The 13,929-nt window shown below is 66.2% G+C and carries 17 protein-coding genes; 10 read left to right on the top strand and 7 right to left on the bottom strand.

Annotation, left to right across the window (positions count from 1 at the left end; genetic code table 11):
* Positions 1 to 99: 99 nt before the first annotated feature.
* The 5 genes from fabD (at position 100) to ACQY5K_RS05055 (ending at position 4,681) form a co-directional block, all read left to right on the top strand.
* Entirely contained in the window at positions 100 to 1,284 is a 1,185-nt protein-coding gene (gene fabD, locus ACQY5K_RS05035) for an ACP S-malonyltransferase (RefSeq protein WP_428120620.1), read from the top strand.
* Positions 1,285 to 1,371: 87 nt separating this feature from the next.
* Positions 1,372 to 2,337 carry a beta-ketoacyl-ACP synthase III gene (locus tag ACQY5K_RS05040; RefSeq protein WP_419922903.1) on the top strand — a complete coding sequence of 322 codons (966 nt, stop codon included), beginning with the start codon at positions 1,372 to 1,374 and terminating at the stop codon, positions 2,335 to 2,337.
* A gap of 76 nt (positions 2,338 to 2,413) precedes the next feature.
* Positions 2,414 to 3,148, top strand: a complete 735-nt coding sequence (gene fabG, locus ACQY5K_RS05045) for a 3-oxoacyl-ACP reductase FabG (protein ID WP_428120622.1) — start codon at positions 2,414 to 2,416, stop codon at positions 3,146 to 3,148.
* 107 nt (positions 3,149 to 3,255) lie between these two features.
* The gene (gene acpP, locus ACQY5K_RS05050; RefSeq protein WP_428120624.1) at positions 3,256 to 3,489 is read left to right on the top strand and encodes an acyl carrier protein; all 234 of its coding nucleotides are present in this window, start codon (positions 3,256 to 3,258) and stop codon (positions 3,487 to 3,489) included.
* Between the two features lie 10 nt (positions 3,490 to 3,499).
* Complete coding sequence (locus ACQY5K_RS05055) at positions 3,500 to 4,681, top strand: beta-ketoacyl-[acyl-carrier-protein] synthase family protein (RefSeq protein WP_428120626.1); 1,182 nt, start codon at positions 3,500 to 3,502, stop codon at positions 4,679 to 4,681.
* Between the two features lie 20 nt (positions 4,682 to 4,701).
* Here the strand turns inward: ACQY5K_RS05055 and ACQY5K_RS05060 are convergent, their stop codons facing one another.
* Positions 4,702 to 5,868: a serine hydrolase domain-containing protein gene (locus tag ACQY5K_RS05060; RefSeq protein WP_428120628.1), complete on the bottom strand. Its 1,167-nt coding sequence runs from the start codon at positions 5,866 to 5,868 to the stop codon at positions 4,702 to 4,704.
* Between the two features lie 188 nt (positions 5,869 to 6,056).
* Here ACQY5K_RS05060 and ACQY5K_RS05065 point away from each other — a divergent pair, with 188 nt between their 5' ends.
* The 4 genes from ACQY5K_RS05065 to ACQY5K_RS05080 all read left to right on the top strand — a co-directional run bounded on the left by ACQY5K_RS05065 (position 6,057) and on the right by ACQY5K_RS05080 (position 8,941).
* Complete coding sequence (locus ACQY5K_RS05065; protein WP_428120630.1) at positions 6,057 to 6,905, top strand: alpha/beta hydrolase; 849 nt, start codon at positions 6,057 to 6,059, stop codon at positions 6,903 to 6,905.
* A gap of 85 nt (positions 6,906 to 6,990) precedes the next feature.
* On the top strand, positions 6,991 to 8,190 hold the full coding sequence (locus tag ACQY5K_RS05070) for a CapA family protein (protein WP_428120632.1): 1,200 nt from the start codon (positions 6,991 to 6,993) through the stop codon (positions 8,188 to 8,190).
* A 31-nt stretch (positions 8,191 to 8,221) separates the two neighbouring features.
* On the top strand, positions 8,222 to 8,527 hold the full coding sequence (locus ACQY5K_RS05075; protein ID WP_428120634.1) for a type II toxin-antitoxin system Phd/YefM family antitoxin: 306 nt from the start codon (positions 8,222 to 8,224) through the stop codon (positions 8,525 to 8,527).
* A 3-nt stretch (positions 8,528 to 8,530) separates the two neighbouring features.
* Positions 8,531 to 8,941, top strand: coding sequence for a type II toxin-antitoxin system VapC family toxin (locus tag ACQY5K_RS05080; protein WP_428120636.1), 411 nt, complete (start codon positions 8,531 to 8,533; stop codon positions 8,939 to 8,941).
* Positions 8,942 to 8,982: 41 nt separating this feature from the next.
* On the opposite strand, the gene ACQY5K_RS05085 is transcribed toward ACQY5K_RS05080, so the two are convergent.
* Positions 8,983 to 11,457: a CaiB/BaiF CoA transferase family protein gene (locus ACQY5K_RS05085; RefSeq protein WP_428120638.1), complete on the bottom strand. Its 2,475-nt coding sequence runs from the start codon at positions 11,455 to 11,457 to the stop codon at positions 8,983 to 8,985.
* Between the two features lie 172 nt (positions 11,458 to 11,629).
* Between ACQY5K_RS05085 and ACQY5K_RS05090 the strand changes: the two genes are divergently transcribed.
* The gene (locus ACQY5K_RS05090) at positions 11,630 to 12,097 is read left to right on the top strand and encodes a PPOX class F420-dependent oxidoreductase (RefSeq protein WP_428120640.1); all 468 of its coding nucleotides are present in this window, start codon (positions 11,630 to 11,632) and stop codon (positions 12,095 to 12,097) included.
* A 23-nt stretch (positions 12,098 to 12,120) separates the two neighbouring features.
* Here ACQY5K_RS05090 and ACQY5K_RS05095 read toward each other — a convergent pair whose 3' ends face one another.
* Genes ACQY5K_RS05095 through ACQY5K_RS05115 form a run of 5 tightly spaced genes read right to left on the bottom strand, consistent with a single transcriptional unit; the run spans position 12,121 to position 13,921 of the window.
* Complete coding sequence (locus ACQY5K_RS05095) at positions 12,121 to 12,288, bottom strand: hypothetical protein (RefSeq protein ID WP_428120642.1); 168 nt, start codon at positions 12,286 to 12,288, stop codon at positions 12,121 to 12,123.
* The gene (locus ACQY5K_RS05100; RefSeq protein ID WP_428120643.1) at positions 12,282 to 12,470 is read right to left on the bottom strand and encodes a hypothetical protein; all 189 of its coding nucleotides are present in this window, start codon (positions 12,468 to 12,470) and stop codon (positions 12,282 to 12,284) included. Before ACQY5K_RS05100 ends, ACQY5K_RS05095 begins: the two co-directional genes overlap by 7 nt.
* A gap of 31 nt (positions 12,471 to 12,501) precedes the next feature.
* On the bottom strand, positions 12,502 to 13,101 hold the full coding sequence (locus ACQY5K_RS05105) for an enoyl-CoA hydratase/isomerase family protein (RefSeq protein WP_428122559.1): 600 nt from the start codon (positions 13,099 to 13,101) through the stop codon (positions 12,502 to 12,504).
* Positions 13,098 to 13,475, bottom strand: coding sequence for a MaoC family dehydratase (locus tag ACQY5K_RS05110; protein ID WP_428120645.1), 378 nt, complete (start codon positions 13,473 to 13,475; stop codon positions 13,098 to 13,100). The genes ACQY5K_RS05105 and ACQY5K_RS05110 overlap by 4 nt, the downstream gene beginning before the upstream one ends.
* A complete protein-coding gene (locus tag ACQY5K_RS05115) occupies positions 13,472 to 13,921 on the bottom strand; it encodes an FAS1-like dehydratase domain-containing protein (protein WP_428120647.1) in 450 nt (149 codons plus the stop codon). The genes ACQY5K_RS05110 and ACQY5K_RS05115 overlap by 4 nt, the downstream gene beginning before the upstream one ends.
* Between the last annotated feature and the right edge of the window lie 8 nt (positions 13,922 to 13,929).

Here is a 13,929-nt window from a genome sequence, read left to right on the forward strand (position 1 = left end):
CCATGCACCTTGCGGCCACCTACCCTTTACTGCGCGTTCACCGTGCCGCTGTGGGGCAGGAGCTGATTGCTCGCGCACCGGCGCTCTTGAGGAGGACGAGTGCTGGCATTCACGTTTCCAGGGCAGGGCTCGCAGCTGCCCGGCATGGGAGAGCCCTGGACCTCGCATGAGTCGTGGGAGCTCGTCATCGAGGCATCGGATGCCTGCGGCCGTGACGTGGCAGCCCTGCTGCTCGATGCGGATGCTGACGAACTGCGCCACACCCGCAACTCGCAGCTGTCGACATTCGTGCTGTCGATGGTCGTGCTCGACGCGGTCGAGCGCACCGGCGCGACGTTCTCAATTGCCGCTGGGCACTCGCTGGGCGAGTACAGCGCACTCACCGCTACGGGCGCGCTCGCATATGACGACGCCGTGAGGCTCGTCGCGGAGCGTGGCGAAGCCATGCAGGTTGCCGCCGACGAGCACGACGGAACCATGGCGGCGGTTCTCGGCCTTGACGACAACCTTGTCGCCCAAGCATGCGAAAACACTGATGGCGACGTCTGGGTCGCGAACTACAACGCTCCGGGTCAGGTCGTGATCGCTGGCGCACCCGATGCGGTGGCCGCAGGCGGAGCAGCAGCGAAAGCGGCAGGTGCCAAGCGCCTCATGCAGTTGCAGGTCGGCGGTGCCTTCCACACGCCGTTCATGCAGCCAGCGCGGGATCGGCTGCGCAAGGCTCTGGCCGAAGTCGAGATCCGTGCGCCGAGTGTGCCGGTCGTCGCGAACGTTGACGCTCGCCCGCGCTCGGACGACAACGAGTGGCGCTCGCTTCTCGCACAGCAGCTCACCAGCCCGGTTCTGTGGCGAGCGAGCCTGCACGCGTTGACCGACGTCGGCGTCACCACATTTGTCGAACTGGGCCCCGGCAAGGTGCTCACGGGGATGACCAAGCGAACCAACAAGGCTGCGACAGCGCTGTCGGTCGGCGCACCCTCGGAGATCGACGCCTTCATGGAAGCGCTTGCCGACTCTGCTCCGGCTGTCCCTGCCGTTCTCGGCGGCGAGAACCTCTATGTGACCGAGCGTCTCATCGTCAGCCCTTGCGCCGGGATCTTCGCGCTCGACAGCGACATGGGCAACGGCCAGCCGATCAGGGTCGGTGACGTCATCGGCCGCGTCGCCGGCGAGGAAGTGCGGTCGCCATTCGCGGGTACTGTCATGGGGATAATGGCCGTCGAGGGCGAACGCGTCACCGCACGGCAACCGATCGCGTGGCTCCGCACCGGGGACGCGACCTAGCTACGACCTACCGCAACCGAAGGCGGGCGGCTACGACGGCACAACCGACACGCCCCGCAGACACGACACTTCGAACCGAGGCTTGACATGACTCGTACGACACCCAACGCATCGGGCGCCCGCATCGTGGGTATGGGCACTGCGCTGCCCGACCGCATCCTCACTAATGACGAGCTGGCGAAGATGGTCGACACTTCCGATGAGTGGATCACCGAGCGGACCGGCATCACGTCACGGCACCTCGGCGGCACCACTGCCGGGTTGGCAGCCGAGGCGGGTGCGGCGGCCCTCGAAGACGCCGGGATCGACCCTTCGGGAATCGACATGCTGGTGCTGGCCACCACGACGCCGGATCGAGCCGTTCCAGCGACCTCGTCGACCGTGCAGGAAATGCTCGGGCTGGATTGCGGCGCCATGGACGTCAACGCCGCGTGTTCCGGCTTCGTGTACTCGCTCGTCACCGGCCACGGTTTCATTGCCATGGGCCACGAGCGGGTGCTGGTCATCGGAGCCGAAGTCCTCGAACGGATCATTGACTGGACGGACCGCTCCACCTGCATCCTGTTCGCCAATGGCGCCGGCGCCGCCGTCATCGAGCGCAGCGAAAAGGGCACGGATCTCTTGGGCTGGCATGTGTCGAGCGACGGCGCGATGGAAGAGTACCTGTACTGCGAGCACGGCGAGACCATCTTCATGGCAGGCCAGAAGGTGTTCAAGAGGGCGGTGCTGGTGATGGAGGAATCGGCTCGCCAGTCGATGAAGCAGGCCAACCTCACCGCTGACGACATCGATCTGGTGGTCCCCCATCAAGCGAATATCCGCATTGTCGAGACCTCGTGCAAGCGGTTGGGCATCCCGTTCGAGAAAACCTCGATGGTCATTCACCGCACCGGCAACACTTCGTCGGCATCGATCCCGCTCGCCCTGGACGATGCGGTGCGCAACGGACGGGTCAAAGAGGGCGACAACGTTCTGCTCGTCGGATTCGGCGCCGGGATGACGTCAGCCTCGGCCGTGCTCCGCTGGTCGGGCGAGCCCGGACGCCGCGGCTGACCGCTGGCCCTGACCACCGTGCTTAACCGAGCCTCGCGAGCCAAAGCGTCTTCCCCTCGCCGATGAGTCCCCGTCCATGAGCTCTGGCTCGGTGAGTTCAGACCCCGTGCGCACGGTGCTCGTCACCGGCGGAAGCCGGGGCATCGGTTTGGCGACAGCACAGCTCTTCGCAGAACAGGGGCACCGCGTCGCCGTCACGAGCCGATCTGATCCGCCTGACGACGACCGGCTGGTGTGGGTCGCGTGCGACCAGTCCGACAGTGAGGCTGTCGATGCCGCCTACGGCCGCATCGAGTCCGAGCTGGGTCCCGTCGAAGTGCTGGTCGCGAACGCCGGGATCACGCGCGACCAGCTCGTGCTGCGCATGGCCGACGAGGATTTTGCCGCAGTAGTGGACACCAACCTGACGGGCGCGTACCGGATGGCCAAGCGGGCCGCTCGGCCGATGCTGCGTGCGCGCTGGGGCCGGCTGATCTTCGTGTCTTCAGTCGTAGGAATGCTGGGGTCCGCGGGCCAAGTCAACTACGCAGCATCCAAGGCTGGCCTCGTGGGCTTGGCCCGATCGCTTGCAAGAGAACTGGGCTCGCGCGGCATCACCTCCAACGTCGTCGCACCCGGCCCCGTCGCCACCGAGATGTTCGGAGCCCTCACCGACGACCGGCAAGCTGCAATTACCGCTGCAGTGCCGCTCGGCCGTGTCGCCGAACCCGCCGAGATCGCGGCGGCGGTGGCGTTCTTGGCTTCCGGCCAAGGGGCGTACATCACCGGCGCGCTGCTGCCGGTGGACGGCGGCCTTGGTATGGGCCACTAGTCCGTGCGCCGAGAGCACGAACGCGTACCGGTTTGCGGTCATCTGGCACCTACACTTCGCACGCGCACAGCCGCTGGGGAGATCTGCCCACACATGAGGGGAACAGCATGAGCGACACGTTGGATCGATTCACCGATTGCGCCGTCGAGGTACTCGCCGTCGACGCCGGACAGGTCACGCTCGAGGCCAGCTTTGCTGATGATCTCGATGCCGACAGTCTCGACCTCGTCGAGCTGGTCATGGCTCTTGAAGAGGAGTTCGACATCAGCGTTGACGAAGAGGAGCTAGAAGGCGTCATCACCGTCGGCCACGCGGTCGCGCTGGTCGAATCGAAACTGTGAGCATCCCGCAATGAGTGACGGCCGTCGGGTCGCAATCGTGGGCCTGGGCGTCATCTCATGCGCCGGGACGAGCGTCGATGCCTTCTGGGATGGATTGAACTCCGACCCGCCTGAGGGTGAGCGCCGCGTCGCCGATTTCGATCCGGCCCCGTTCTACGACAGCCCCAAGAACGCCCGTCGAGCTGACAGGTCTCAGCAGTTTGCGATGGCATCTACAGCCCAGGCGATGGCTGATGCCGGCGATCTCGGGACCAACCCCGATCGGCAGGGCGTCATCTACGGCACCGGCGTGGGCGGTTTGCAGACGTTCGAGGATCAGGTGTTGGTCCTCGACCGCAAGGGAGCACGGCGCGTTTCGCCGTTCATGGTCCCGATGATGATGCCCAACGCGCCCGGTGCCGCGATCTCGATGCGCTATGGCCTCGCGGGGCCGTGCGAGGTCCTGACCACCGCATGTGCGGCCGCAACGCACGCCATCGGCTACGGCACTCGGCTGATCCGAGCTGACGTCGTGGACGTGGCGGTGACGGGCGGATGCGAATCGGTGATGACGCCGGTTGGCACAGCGGGTTTCGCGAACATGACCGCCTTGTCCAGCAGCGGTGTCTCGATGCCGTTCGACGTCAATCGCGACGGTTTCATGATGACCGAGGGCTCGGCCACGCTGGTGCTCGAGGAATGGGACTCAGCCGTGGCCCGGGGTGCGTCCATCTGGGGCGAAGTCCTGGGTGTGGGCTCGAATGCCGACGCCCACCACATCACCGCGCCGTCGCCAGGCGGCGAGGGAGCGCTTCGGTGCATGCAGCTCGCGATCTCTGATGCCGGGTTGACACCCGATGACATCGTGCATGTCAACGCGCATGGCACGTCAACGTCGTTGAACGATGCCGCTGAGGCTGAGGCCTTGAACAAGCTCTTCGGTGCCGACGGCCCGCTGGTGACCTCGACCAAGGGCGTGACCGGTCACGCGCTCGGCGCTGCCGGTGCACTCGAGGCAGTCGCGGTGCTGTTGTCGATGCGGTACCGCAAGATCCCGCCGACGGCCGGGTGGACAACCCCGGACCCGGACATTCCCGAGTTCAACCTGGTGACCGGCGAAGCCGCCGATTGGGAGCCGGGACCCTCACTCAGCAACTCGTTCGGTTTCGGCGGCCACAACGGCTGCCTGGTACTCGGACCGCCGACCGCCTAGATCGCCGCCCCGCCGAGCCCCTACAGGCTCGCGTAGACCGCCGACTCGATGTCCTCGTACAGCTTGTACGAGCGCGCATCCGCGAACGGCACAACCTGGCTGATGTAGCAGCCGGCCACCTGGCTCGCCAGGTCGATCCAGAAGAACGAGTTGGCCAACCCGGCCCACATGAGGCCGCCGGCCGGGCGACCGGTCGGCGCAGGCTCCTCATTGATCTGGAACGTGAGGCCCCAGGACTTCTCGAGTCCGGGGAAGAACTCTGCATCGTTGGAGTACGGCGGGATAGCGGTGTGCAGCATCGTGACCCGCAGGTCGCCCATGGCATTGGACACCATCTGCTGGTGTGTGTCAGCCGAGACGATCTGGCGGCCGTCGAGGCTGCCGCCGTTGAGCATCATCGCCAGGAAGCGGCAGTAGTCGTCGATCGTGGAGTACAGGCCGCCTCCGCCCATCTCCATTTCGGGGTCCTGGGGGATCTCGAATGGCATCTCGACCAGCGAGCCGTCTTCCATCCGGGCATGCATGGCCGAGATTCTCGACCGCATGTCATCGCTGATTCGAAACGCCGTGTCGGACATGCCAAGCGGCCCGGTGACGTTCTGCGCGAAGTACTCCCCCAGCGACATGCCCGACACTGTCTCGACCATTTGGCCGGCGTAGTCGATGCCAGTTCCGTACATCCAACGTTCGCCCGGATCGAACAGCAGCGGAATGCTGAGCGTCGATTTCTGGCACTCGGTGATGCCGGGCGTGCCCGTGGCCTCCTGGTACTGCCCCAGCTCTGCGCTCCAGATGTCGTAGCCCATGCCCGCGGTGTGGGTCAGCAGCTGTCGCAGCGTGATATCTCCATTGCGGGCCCGGGTAACGGGGTTGCCGTCGCCGTCGAAGCCGGTCAGCACATCGAGCTCGTCCAGCAACGGCAATGTTTCCGCCGCCGGGCCGTCGAGCGAGAGCTTGCCCTGTTCGACGAGCTGCATTGCTGCGGTGCCGGTCAGCGCCTTGGTCATCGAGGCGATCCAGCACACCGTGTCGTTGGTCATCGCCACATCACTGTCGGCGCCGCGTGTGCCCGCCGTACCGGAACAGATCTCGCCGTCTGGTCCGACGATCTTTGCCACCGCCCCAACGACATCGCCGTCGTCAACGCCCCGGTCGAGAATCCCCTGAACTGTGTCTGCAAGTGCCATGAGCGTCTCCTTGTTCGCAGCCGGGCGTGGCGCGGCCAGCGCCGAACGGCCCAGCGTGCGTGACGCTACTTCGACCCTCCGGCCAGCGTGACACCAGCGCGATCTCATCTGGCCGCTACGCAGAACGCGGCTGGGCGAAGCGCTGCGCGAGACTCGGGCCCTCGCAATCGGACCCGGAGGGGCGTCTCATGGCAGGACCGCAGCAGCTTTCGCTCACCCAGACCCACATCGTCCATTCCGATCTCATGGACTTTGATTTCGAGATCACCACGCAAGGCCCACCGATCGACTGGCCCGAGCCATTGCCGGTCGTGTACCAGACCGATGCCAACTTCGGCATCGGCTTCGCCGCTGACATGGCGACGATGCTGTTGATGGGTGGGGAGATTCCCCCGGTGCTCACCGTGGGGATCGGCTACCCGGTCGGAGGCGACATCGTGTACGTGACCGGCCGGCGCATGTACGACTTCTCACCGACATCGGACGAATGGCAGCTTGGACAGCTGAACGCCTCTCCGCTGGTCGAGGGCGAAGTCGTCGGCGGAGGCGCTCCGCTGTTCGTCCGCTTCATGAGCGAAGAACTTTGGCCTTGGCTCACCGAGAACTTCAACGTGAGCGACGACCGCACCTACGTCGGCGACTCGATGGGTGGGCTGTTCGGCTGCTACACGCTGTTCAACCACGGCGGATTCTTCAACCGTTATGTCATCGGCAGCCCGTGGATCTGCTGGGACCATCCGCTGGTGTACGACTACGAGGCGGCGTATGCCGACGCCAACGACGACCTCGATGCGGTCGTGTACCTGGCTGCGGGCGGCGCGGAGGATGTGCTCAGCCCCGCCTTCGACCCGGGTGCGACCGCCATCTTCGAGCAGGCGCGCACCGCCGAGCACACCGAGCGGCTGGGAGAACTGTTAGCAGGCCGTGACTATCCGAACCTCAGGCTCAAGACGATGATCTGGCCCGAGGAGACCCACTTCACCGTGCCGTACGCCCTCATTGCGCACGGCTTGCGGTGGGTGTTCAACGCCGGCTGAGGCGCTGCTGAACACGACCGCTGACCGAGGACGGCGCCGAGCGGGCGCATCGGGGCTCGCATGGGCGCTCGCAGCGGGCGCAGCCATGCTGCTCTCAGCATGCAGCGCCAGCACCGTCCGAGTGGCGCCGCCGACGACTGCCACTGTCGCCAGCGCGACTCCTGCGGTGACCACCACTGCGCCCGCGGGCGCAAATCTCGAGCAGCCGGAGTCCACGTCGGCAGCCACGTCGGCGCCGGCGCCTTCGGCGCGCCTAGCCGATGCGGGCCCGACCTCTTCGACCGCCGAGGTTGCACCAACGACCGAACCCGACCCGAGTTGGACCCTGCTGGCAGGCGGTGACGTGCTGATGGACCGCAGCGAGGCCGCAGGCATCGATCCGTTCGCTGGCATCGTCCCGCCGCTCGCGGAGGCCGACATTGCAGTGATCAATGTGGAGATGGCGATCAGCGACCGAGGTGAGCCCGCTGCGGACAAGCAGTACGTGTTCCGGGCACTGCCGGCGGCTGCGGCACGCATCGCGATGGCCGGTGTCGACGTCGCCAATCTCGCCAACAACCACGCCAAGGATTACGGCGCCGATGCGCTCATCGACACCATCGAGATGCTCGAATCCGAGGGTGTGATTGCGCTCGGGGCAGGAGCCACCAGCCCCGACGCCTACCGCCACCGGATCATCGAGGTACGGCCGGGTATTCGAGTCGCGTTCGTCGGCGCCTCGATGGTGGTGCCGCTCGGCTTTCCGGCCGGCGAGTCGCGGCCCGGTATCGCGTCTGCGTACCAGCGCGATCGCGTGCTCGCGAACGTCAGGGTGGCCGCCTGGGAGGCCGATGTCGTGATCGCTGTCGTGCACTGGGGCATCGAGCGCATGACCTGCCCCGATGGGCGCCAGCGCGATCTTGCCTTCGAGCTGCTGCACAACGGCGCCGATGCGGTGATCGGCCACCATCCCCATGTTCTGCAGCCCGTCGTGTTCGACGATGGAAAGCTAATCGCCTACTCGCTCGGCAACTTCATCTGGCACTACCGGTCCGGTATCACCGGCGAGACGGGCGTGCTGCAGATCGACTTCGACGGCGCCGAGATCGTGGGCTGGTCATTCCACCCGCATTTGCTCGATTCCAACGGTGCGCCCGTGCCAGCTACCGAGGGTGCTCGTGTGGATCGGCTGACCGACATCGTTTCGGGCGACTGCGCCCGTCACCAGCCGCCTCCGATCAGCACTCCCCCGGAACCCGACGATGACGCCGAATCCGAGCAGGGAGCAGAGGCGGAACCAGACTAGGACTACGGCACTGTTGCCTATGATGTACATCATGGTGTACATGAAAGCGATCACGATCACAGATCGACAGTCCATCGCCGAAGCACGGCGCAATCTGCCCTCGCTCATCCGCGAGGCCGAAAGCGGAAACGCTGTCGAGTTGACCCGCCGAGGCGAGCCCGTGGCGGTTCTGATCAGCTGCCCGATGTTCGAACGGCTCGCCACCAGCCATCGAAGTTTCGACGATGCGTATCAGGCGTTCTCCGACAGCGTCGGGCTTGCCGAGATGGAACTCGACCCCGGCGAGCTTTTCGGACACCTGCGGGACACGGTGCCCGGCCGCGACGTGCGGCTGTAGGCGATGAGATACCTCCTGGACACGAATATCGTGTCGGAACCGTTGCGGCCACGGCCCGACGCAGAGGTGCTGCGGCGTCTCCGTGAGCATGACGGCGAGATCGCAATTCCGGCGCTGGTCTGGCACGAACTGCGCTTTGGGTGCTGTCGACTTCCCCAATCGCGCCGACGCGAGGTGATCGAGCGCTATGTCGAAGAAGTCGTGCTGGAACGCTTCGAAGTGGTGGATTACGACCGCAGGGCGGCTGACTGGCACGCTCGGGAGCGCGCACGACTGGCTGCTGTCGGGGCGACGCCGCCCTTTGTCGACGGCCAAATCGCGGCCATCGCTGCTGTCAACGGGCTGACCCTCGTGACCGCAAACACGTCGGACTTCGCAGCATTCGACGACCTGGACATCGAACGCTGGTTGTGAGACCGCCTCCGCCGAGGCAGGAGGGGGTCCCGCATGGGCACTCAACCGAGCACTTCGGCTGCTGCGAGATCGGCGATGCGGTCGGCGTCGTAGCCCAAGAACTCGGTGAGCACCTCGTAGTTGTCCTCGCCGAGGCACGGCCCGCCTCGCCAGACGACCGGAGGTGTGCGCGACATGCGCGTCCGGCAGTTCTGCGTCCACATCGTCCCGCGGTGGCCCTGGGGAACGTTGATGTGGTGCTCCCGTGCTGTGAGCTGGACGTCGTCGCAGCAGCCCTGCGCATTGTTGACCGGGTAGGCGTCGATGCCGAGCGCCTGGAGCGTCTCGGCTGCCTCGACGTTGGTGCGCTCCGAGGTCCACGCCGAGATTGCCTCGTCAATCACCCCAGCGCGCTCGCGGCGGGCTGCCTGATCCCAGCCGGCGGCCCCGTCGGCGTCGGGCCCCACCGCACCGGCCAATGCAGGCCAACGGTCATCGGTGCAGGCGATCGCCACCCACTGATCGTCACCGGCGGTCGGGTAGACGCCATGGGGGCTCATGTGCGGATCCTCATTGCCGCATCGCTGCGAATCCCGGCCATTGACCGAGGCATCCAAGATGGCCGGCGCCAGATAGTGCAGTGCTGCTTCGGTCTGTGAAAGGTCGAGATAGCAGCCGGATCCCGTGCGGTCACGCCGTTCCAGGGCCGCCATGAGGGACGCCACGATGACGCGCGGCGCCAAGAAGTCGGTGTAGGGGCCATACGGACCGGCGGGGCCGCGATCGGGCCAACCTGTGATCTCGTAGAAGCCGGCGATGGCGGCCGCCATGAACCCGTAGCCGGCGAGGCTCGAGTAGGGACCGCTCTGGCCCAGCAGCGAGCTCGACAGCATGATGATCTGGGGGTTGATCGCCGAGAAGTCGCCGTAGCCAAAGCCCATGCGCGCCGCCGATCCTGGCGCCCAAGATTCGGTGGCGATGTCGGCCCATCGAATCAAGTCCTCGACGACTTGGCGCGACTCGGGCTTGCTGAGATCCAGGCTGAGGCTGCGCTTGCCCGCGTTGTACACGCCGTAGCCGACGCTGTTGTCGGGATGGGCTTCCTCGTCCACGAACGGGTTGACCGTGCGCATGGTGTCCGGCCGGCCCTCGGTCTCGACCTTGACCACGGTGGCGCCGTAGTCGGCAAGGATGCGCACCGCCGAGGGCGTGGCGATGACCCATGAGAACTCCACCACCTTCAGGCCTGCGAGCGGCAACACCGCGTCGCCCGAGACTGTGCCTTCCGAGACAGTGCCATTGGACTCAGGGCCGTCGGCGGCTGCCGCTGTCACGGTTGCGGCATGGGGCTGCCGGTCGGTGTCGATCGCGTCGTCGTGAGCGCCGAGCCGTGGCACGACCGGGGTGCGCTCGGGCGCGTCGTCGCTGAAGTGGACCAGCGGGCCGCAAAAGCGGGCACGTCGCCCATCGTCGAACTCGGAGTCTCGCCAGAAGTCGCGACTGGCGAAGTGCACATTCGTGAGGAGATCGCTGACCAGTGCCGACGGCGTGATCAGCAGATTCCGGTCGAACGCCGCAGCCCACAATTCCTCGATCGTCTTGGTCGCGAGAAAGCGGGCGTGAGTCGCGAACGACTTGACGATGATCTCGGGCGAGCGCTGACCGCTGAGAACTTCGGCTGCGATGGTCTCCCAGTCCACCGCCTGGAGCTCCTCGTCGGCAAAGCCCTCCTCCGCCTCCCACTCCACGAGCCGTCGCGTGAAGGGCGCGAATGCCACCCCCATGAGCGCAACGCAGATGGTGTTGCCGTCGGCGCACGGGAACATCATCGGGATGTCGATGCCGCCGAGGCTGAGGCCGCCGGCAATGCGGTCGATGGGGTTGGCGTTGACCCGCGGTGACAGGTTCTGCGGCTGGCCGTGGGTCATCGACTCCATCGCAGAGACATCGACGTGCTGGCCGAGGCCGCTGCGTTGGGCCTCGCGCAAGGCGATGAGCGTGGCCGCAGCGGCATCGCCGGCGGCCTGAAGAAAGCTCTGCGGCACTCCCGAGACTCTCACCGGGGCACGGTCGGCGTCGCCGCTGGAGTGCAGGAATCCGCTGCCGGCCACAGCGGTGAGATCCGAACCTGCCCAGGCGCTGCGCGGGCCGGTCGAGCCGTACGGCGTCACGGACGCATGGACGATGGCGGGATTGACGGCGGCGAGCTCTTCATAGCCAAGACCCAATGCAGACATGAGGCCCACCGGCGCGTCCTCGATGAGCGCGTCCGCGCCCCTCACAAGCTCCAGCAGTCGCTGCCGTCCGTCTGGGGTGGTCAGATCGGCAGTGACGCTGCGCTTGCCCTGGTTGTAGGCCCAGTGGCCCAGCGAGCGTTCCAAGTCCGGCTCGTCGTCGATGAACGGCCCGAGGTGACGGCTGCGCACCCCGTCAGGAGGCTCGACGGCAATCACCTCAGCTCCCAGGCTGGCAAGCAGGTAGCCCGCGAACTGGCTGATTCCGTCGCAGAGGTCCAGTACCCGGAAGTGCTGCAACATGTCGTGTCTCACCCCTTGTCAGCGCCAAGGCTCAGCGCCGTTCGTTGCCGATTCTCCCCTGTTTGGGCAAGTCATGCGAACCATCGGCGTCCTGAGCCGCCCACCGGTGTGCCGAATGGCGAGCTGAGCGGCGAGACTGCCGGAGCTATTGGGACGATCCGGGGAGACACAGATGGCGTCGATTGCTGCGGACCGCACGGTCGAGCGAGACGAACTGGTTGCATTCGTCCGCGAGCGACACCACGGGGTGCTGCTCACGTTGCGGCGGGACGGTCGTCCGCAGGCATCGCTGGTCACCATGGGCCTCGACGAGAGCGGCACGGCCGTGCTCGTCAGCAGCTACCCCGAGCGGGCCAAATCGCTCAATCTGCGGCGCAACTCCCAGGCCTGGGTGGTCGTCATGTCCGATGGGTGGGCTGGCGAGTGGGTGCAGCTCAAATGCCGTGGCGAGGTGGTGGACCTTCCCGATGCGATGGAGGGGCTCGTCGAGTACTTCCGGGTGATCAGCGGCGAGCATTCAGATTGGGACGACTACCGGGCAGCGATGACCCGCCAAGGCAAAGTGCTGCTGCGCCTGCATATCGAGAGCTGGGGGCCGATCTCGAAGGGCGGCTTTCCGTCCCGCCTCGTCGAGGAGTAGCAGCGCGAGCGTCGAAGCGGGCGTCAGCGGGACGGGACGGCTCGGGCAGCGATGTGGGCCAGGGTGGCCAGCCTCGAGAAGACGGCCTCGTCGGGGTCCGTCGGCGCACGGTCGAAGGCACCCGACATCTGCGTCATCATCAGCGTTGCCGCCTCGACCTCCAGCTCCATGTCGGCGAGCACGTTCACCATGTCGATGATCGTGGGCACGCCACGCCCACGGGGCCCACCATCTGCGCCACCGCATCCTCGAACTCCAGTTCGCCCGATGCGTTGGACCGATTTGCCGAGCTGCCCCATTCGAACACCTCTTCACTGCCCACCGCCTTGCCAAACGAGGCCATCACCTCGCGCACCGCACCCTCGCGTTCCATCGCAGCGCCGAACAACGAATGACAATGCGGCTTAGCGGCCCTGCCAATCGGGGGTGCGGCGCTCGAGAAATGCGCTGGCGCCCTCGGCGTGGTCGCTGGTGGTCTTGAGGACGCTCTGGCCGAGCCGTTCGAGGCGGCGGCCAGTCTCGTGGTCCACGTCGGTGCAGGTGTTGAGGACGATCTTGGCCATGCCGAGCGCGAGCGGGGCGAACGCGGAGAGTTCCTCCGCCAATTCCAGTGCCCCCGCCACGGCCTCGCCCTCGGGGGCCACTTCGGTCGCGAGTCCCATCGCCTTGGCGTCGTCGGCGCTGACGTTGCGCGACAGCATCACGAGTTCCTTGGCACGTCCGAGCCCCACGTAGTGCACCAGCCGGGAGCAGCCGCCCGATCCCGGGATAAGCCCGACTTTGGCCTCGGGCATGACAAAGCGCGCATTGGCCGCGATGACCCTGAAGTCGCACGACAGGGCCAGTTCGAAGCCGCAGTCGCTGTCTGGTCCACTGCGTCGCGCATTTCGGCGCGCATGGCGGCGTTCCAGGAGTTGAACTTCTGCGGCCGATTCAGCGTCAGAATCCGGACGCCGTCGCCGTCCTCCACCAGCAGGTGTTCGTAGTTCATCTGATCTCCTTATTCATCGGGGTCGCCGCGGAGGATGACGACGCCAGTGGCGACGGTGTCGCCCCGCTGGTTGCGTACCTCCACACCTCGATCGTGTTCCCCAAAACTCACCGGCGACACCGTCAGGTCATCGCCAGGAAAGACTGGTCCACGCAACCGAACGTCGAGATTCAGAATCGCATCGGCACCGAACTGCGCAACGAGCGCATCGAGCGCTATTGCGGTCGTGTGCGAAGCCTGCACCACCACGTCGGGCAGTCCGGCCTTGGCTGCAAATTCGGGGTCGGTATGCACCGGGTTTGCGTCATGCACACCGTCGACGAAGCTGCGCATCGCCTCCCGGGTGACCCTCAGAGCAGTCGCCTGGGCGACCTCGAATCCACTCACGTGTTCGACTCCCCTGCCGAACCCCCGCCATCTGCCGCTGCAACGCTCGCCGAGGGATCGTCCGCCTTGCGCTCGACGAACACGGTCCGTTGGCGCTGTATCAGCTCCCCTTCTGCGTCGCGGTATTCAGAGAGCACCGTGGCGAGATGCAGCGTTCCCTTGTCGATGATGTCCTCCACCGACACCACCACGGACACTCGCTCGCCCAGTCGGAACGAACGATGCCACTCGAACGACTGGCCGCCGGCGAGGCCCCGCTCGAGGCTGAGCCCGATGGGTCCCACCACCGAGTCACCGCCGCCGACGGTCGGGCCGAAGAACGGCAGCCGCAGCGCCACCTCGCCCGCAGTCGGCGTCCCCAGCGCATCGACCAGCAGCGCTACTGACTCGGGCTCGACCACCACCTCGGTCTCCACCAGAACTTGGCCCAGCGTCTCGAGATTCACGCCGCTTC

Origin of the sequence: Candidatus Poriferisodalis sp. (assembly GCF_965262965.1) — a bacterium.
In the GTDB taxonomy this organism is placed as follows: domain Bacteria; phylum Actinomycetota; class Acidimicrobiia; order Acidimicrobiales; family Poriferisodalaceae; genus Poriferisodalis.

Coding starts and splice junctions, on each gene's coding strand:
- ACQY5K_RS05090 (WP_428120640.1), top strand. CDS start 11,630: ATGGCGTCGATTGCTGCGGACCGCACGGTCGAGCGAGACGAACTGGTT.
- ACQY5K_RS05085 (WP_428120638.1), bottom strand. CDS start 11,457: ATGTTGCAGCACTTCCGGGTACTGGACCTCTGCGACGGAATCAGCCAG.
- ACQY5K_RS05040 (WP_419922903.1), top strand. CDS start 1,372: ATGACTCGTACGACACCCAACGCATCGGGCGCCCGCATCGTGGGTATG.
- ACQY5K_RS05070 (WP_428120632.1), top strand. CDS start 6,991: ATGCTGCTCTCAGCATGCAGCGCCAGCACCGTCCGAGTGGCGCCGCCG.
- ACQY5K_RS05055 (WP_428120626.1), top strand. CDS start 3,500: ATGAGTGACGGCCGTCGGGTCGCAATCGTGGGCCTGGGCGTCATCTCA.
- ACQY5K_RS05060 (WP_428120628.1), bottom strand. CDS start 5,868: ATGGCACTTGCAGACACAGTTCAGGGGATTCTCGACCGGGGCGTTGAC.
- ACQY5K_RS05080 (WP_428120636.1), top strand. CDS start 8,531: ATGAGATACCTCCTGGACACGAATATCGTGTCGGAACCGTTGCGGCCA.
- ACQY5K_RS05075 (WP_428120634.1), top strand. CDS start 8,222: ATGGTGTACATGAAAGCGATCACGATCACAGATCGACAGTCCATCGCC.
- ACQY5K_RS05100 (WP_428120643.1), bottom strand. CDS start 12,470: ATGGAACGCGAGGGTGCGGTGCGCGAGGTGATGGCCTCGTTTGGCAAG.
- acpP (WP_428120624.1), top strand. CDS start 3,256: ATGAGCGACACGTTGGATCGATTCACCGATTGCGCCGTCGAGGTACTC.
- fabG (WP_428120622.1), top strand. CDS start 2,414: ATGAGCTCTGGCTCGGTGAGTTCAGACCCCGTGCGCACGGTGCTCGTC.
- ACQY5K_RS05095 (WP_428120642.1), bottom strand. CDS start 12,288: ATGGTGAACGTGCTCGCCGACATGGAGCTGGAGGTCGAGGCGGCAACG.
- ACQY5K_RS05065 (WP_428120630.1), top strand. CDS start 6,057: ATGGCAGGACCGCAGCAGCTTTCGCTCACCCAGACCCACATCGTCCAT.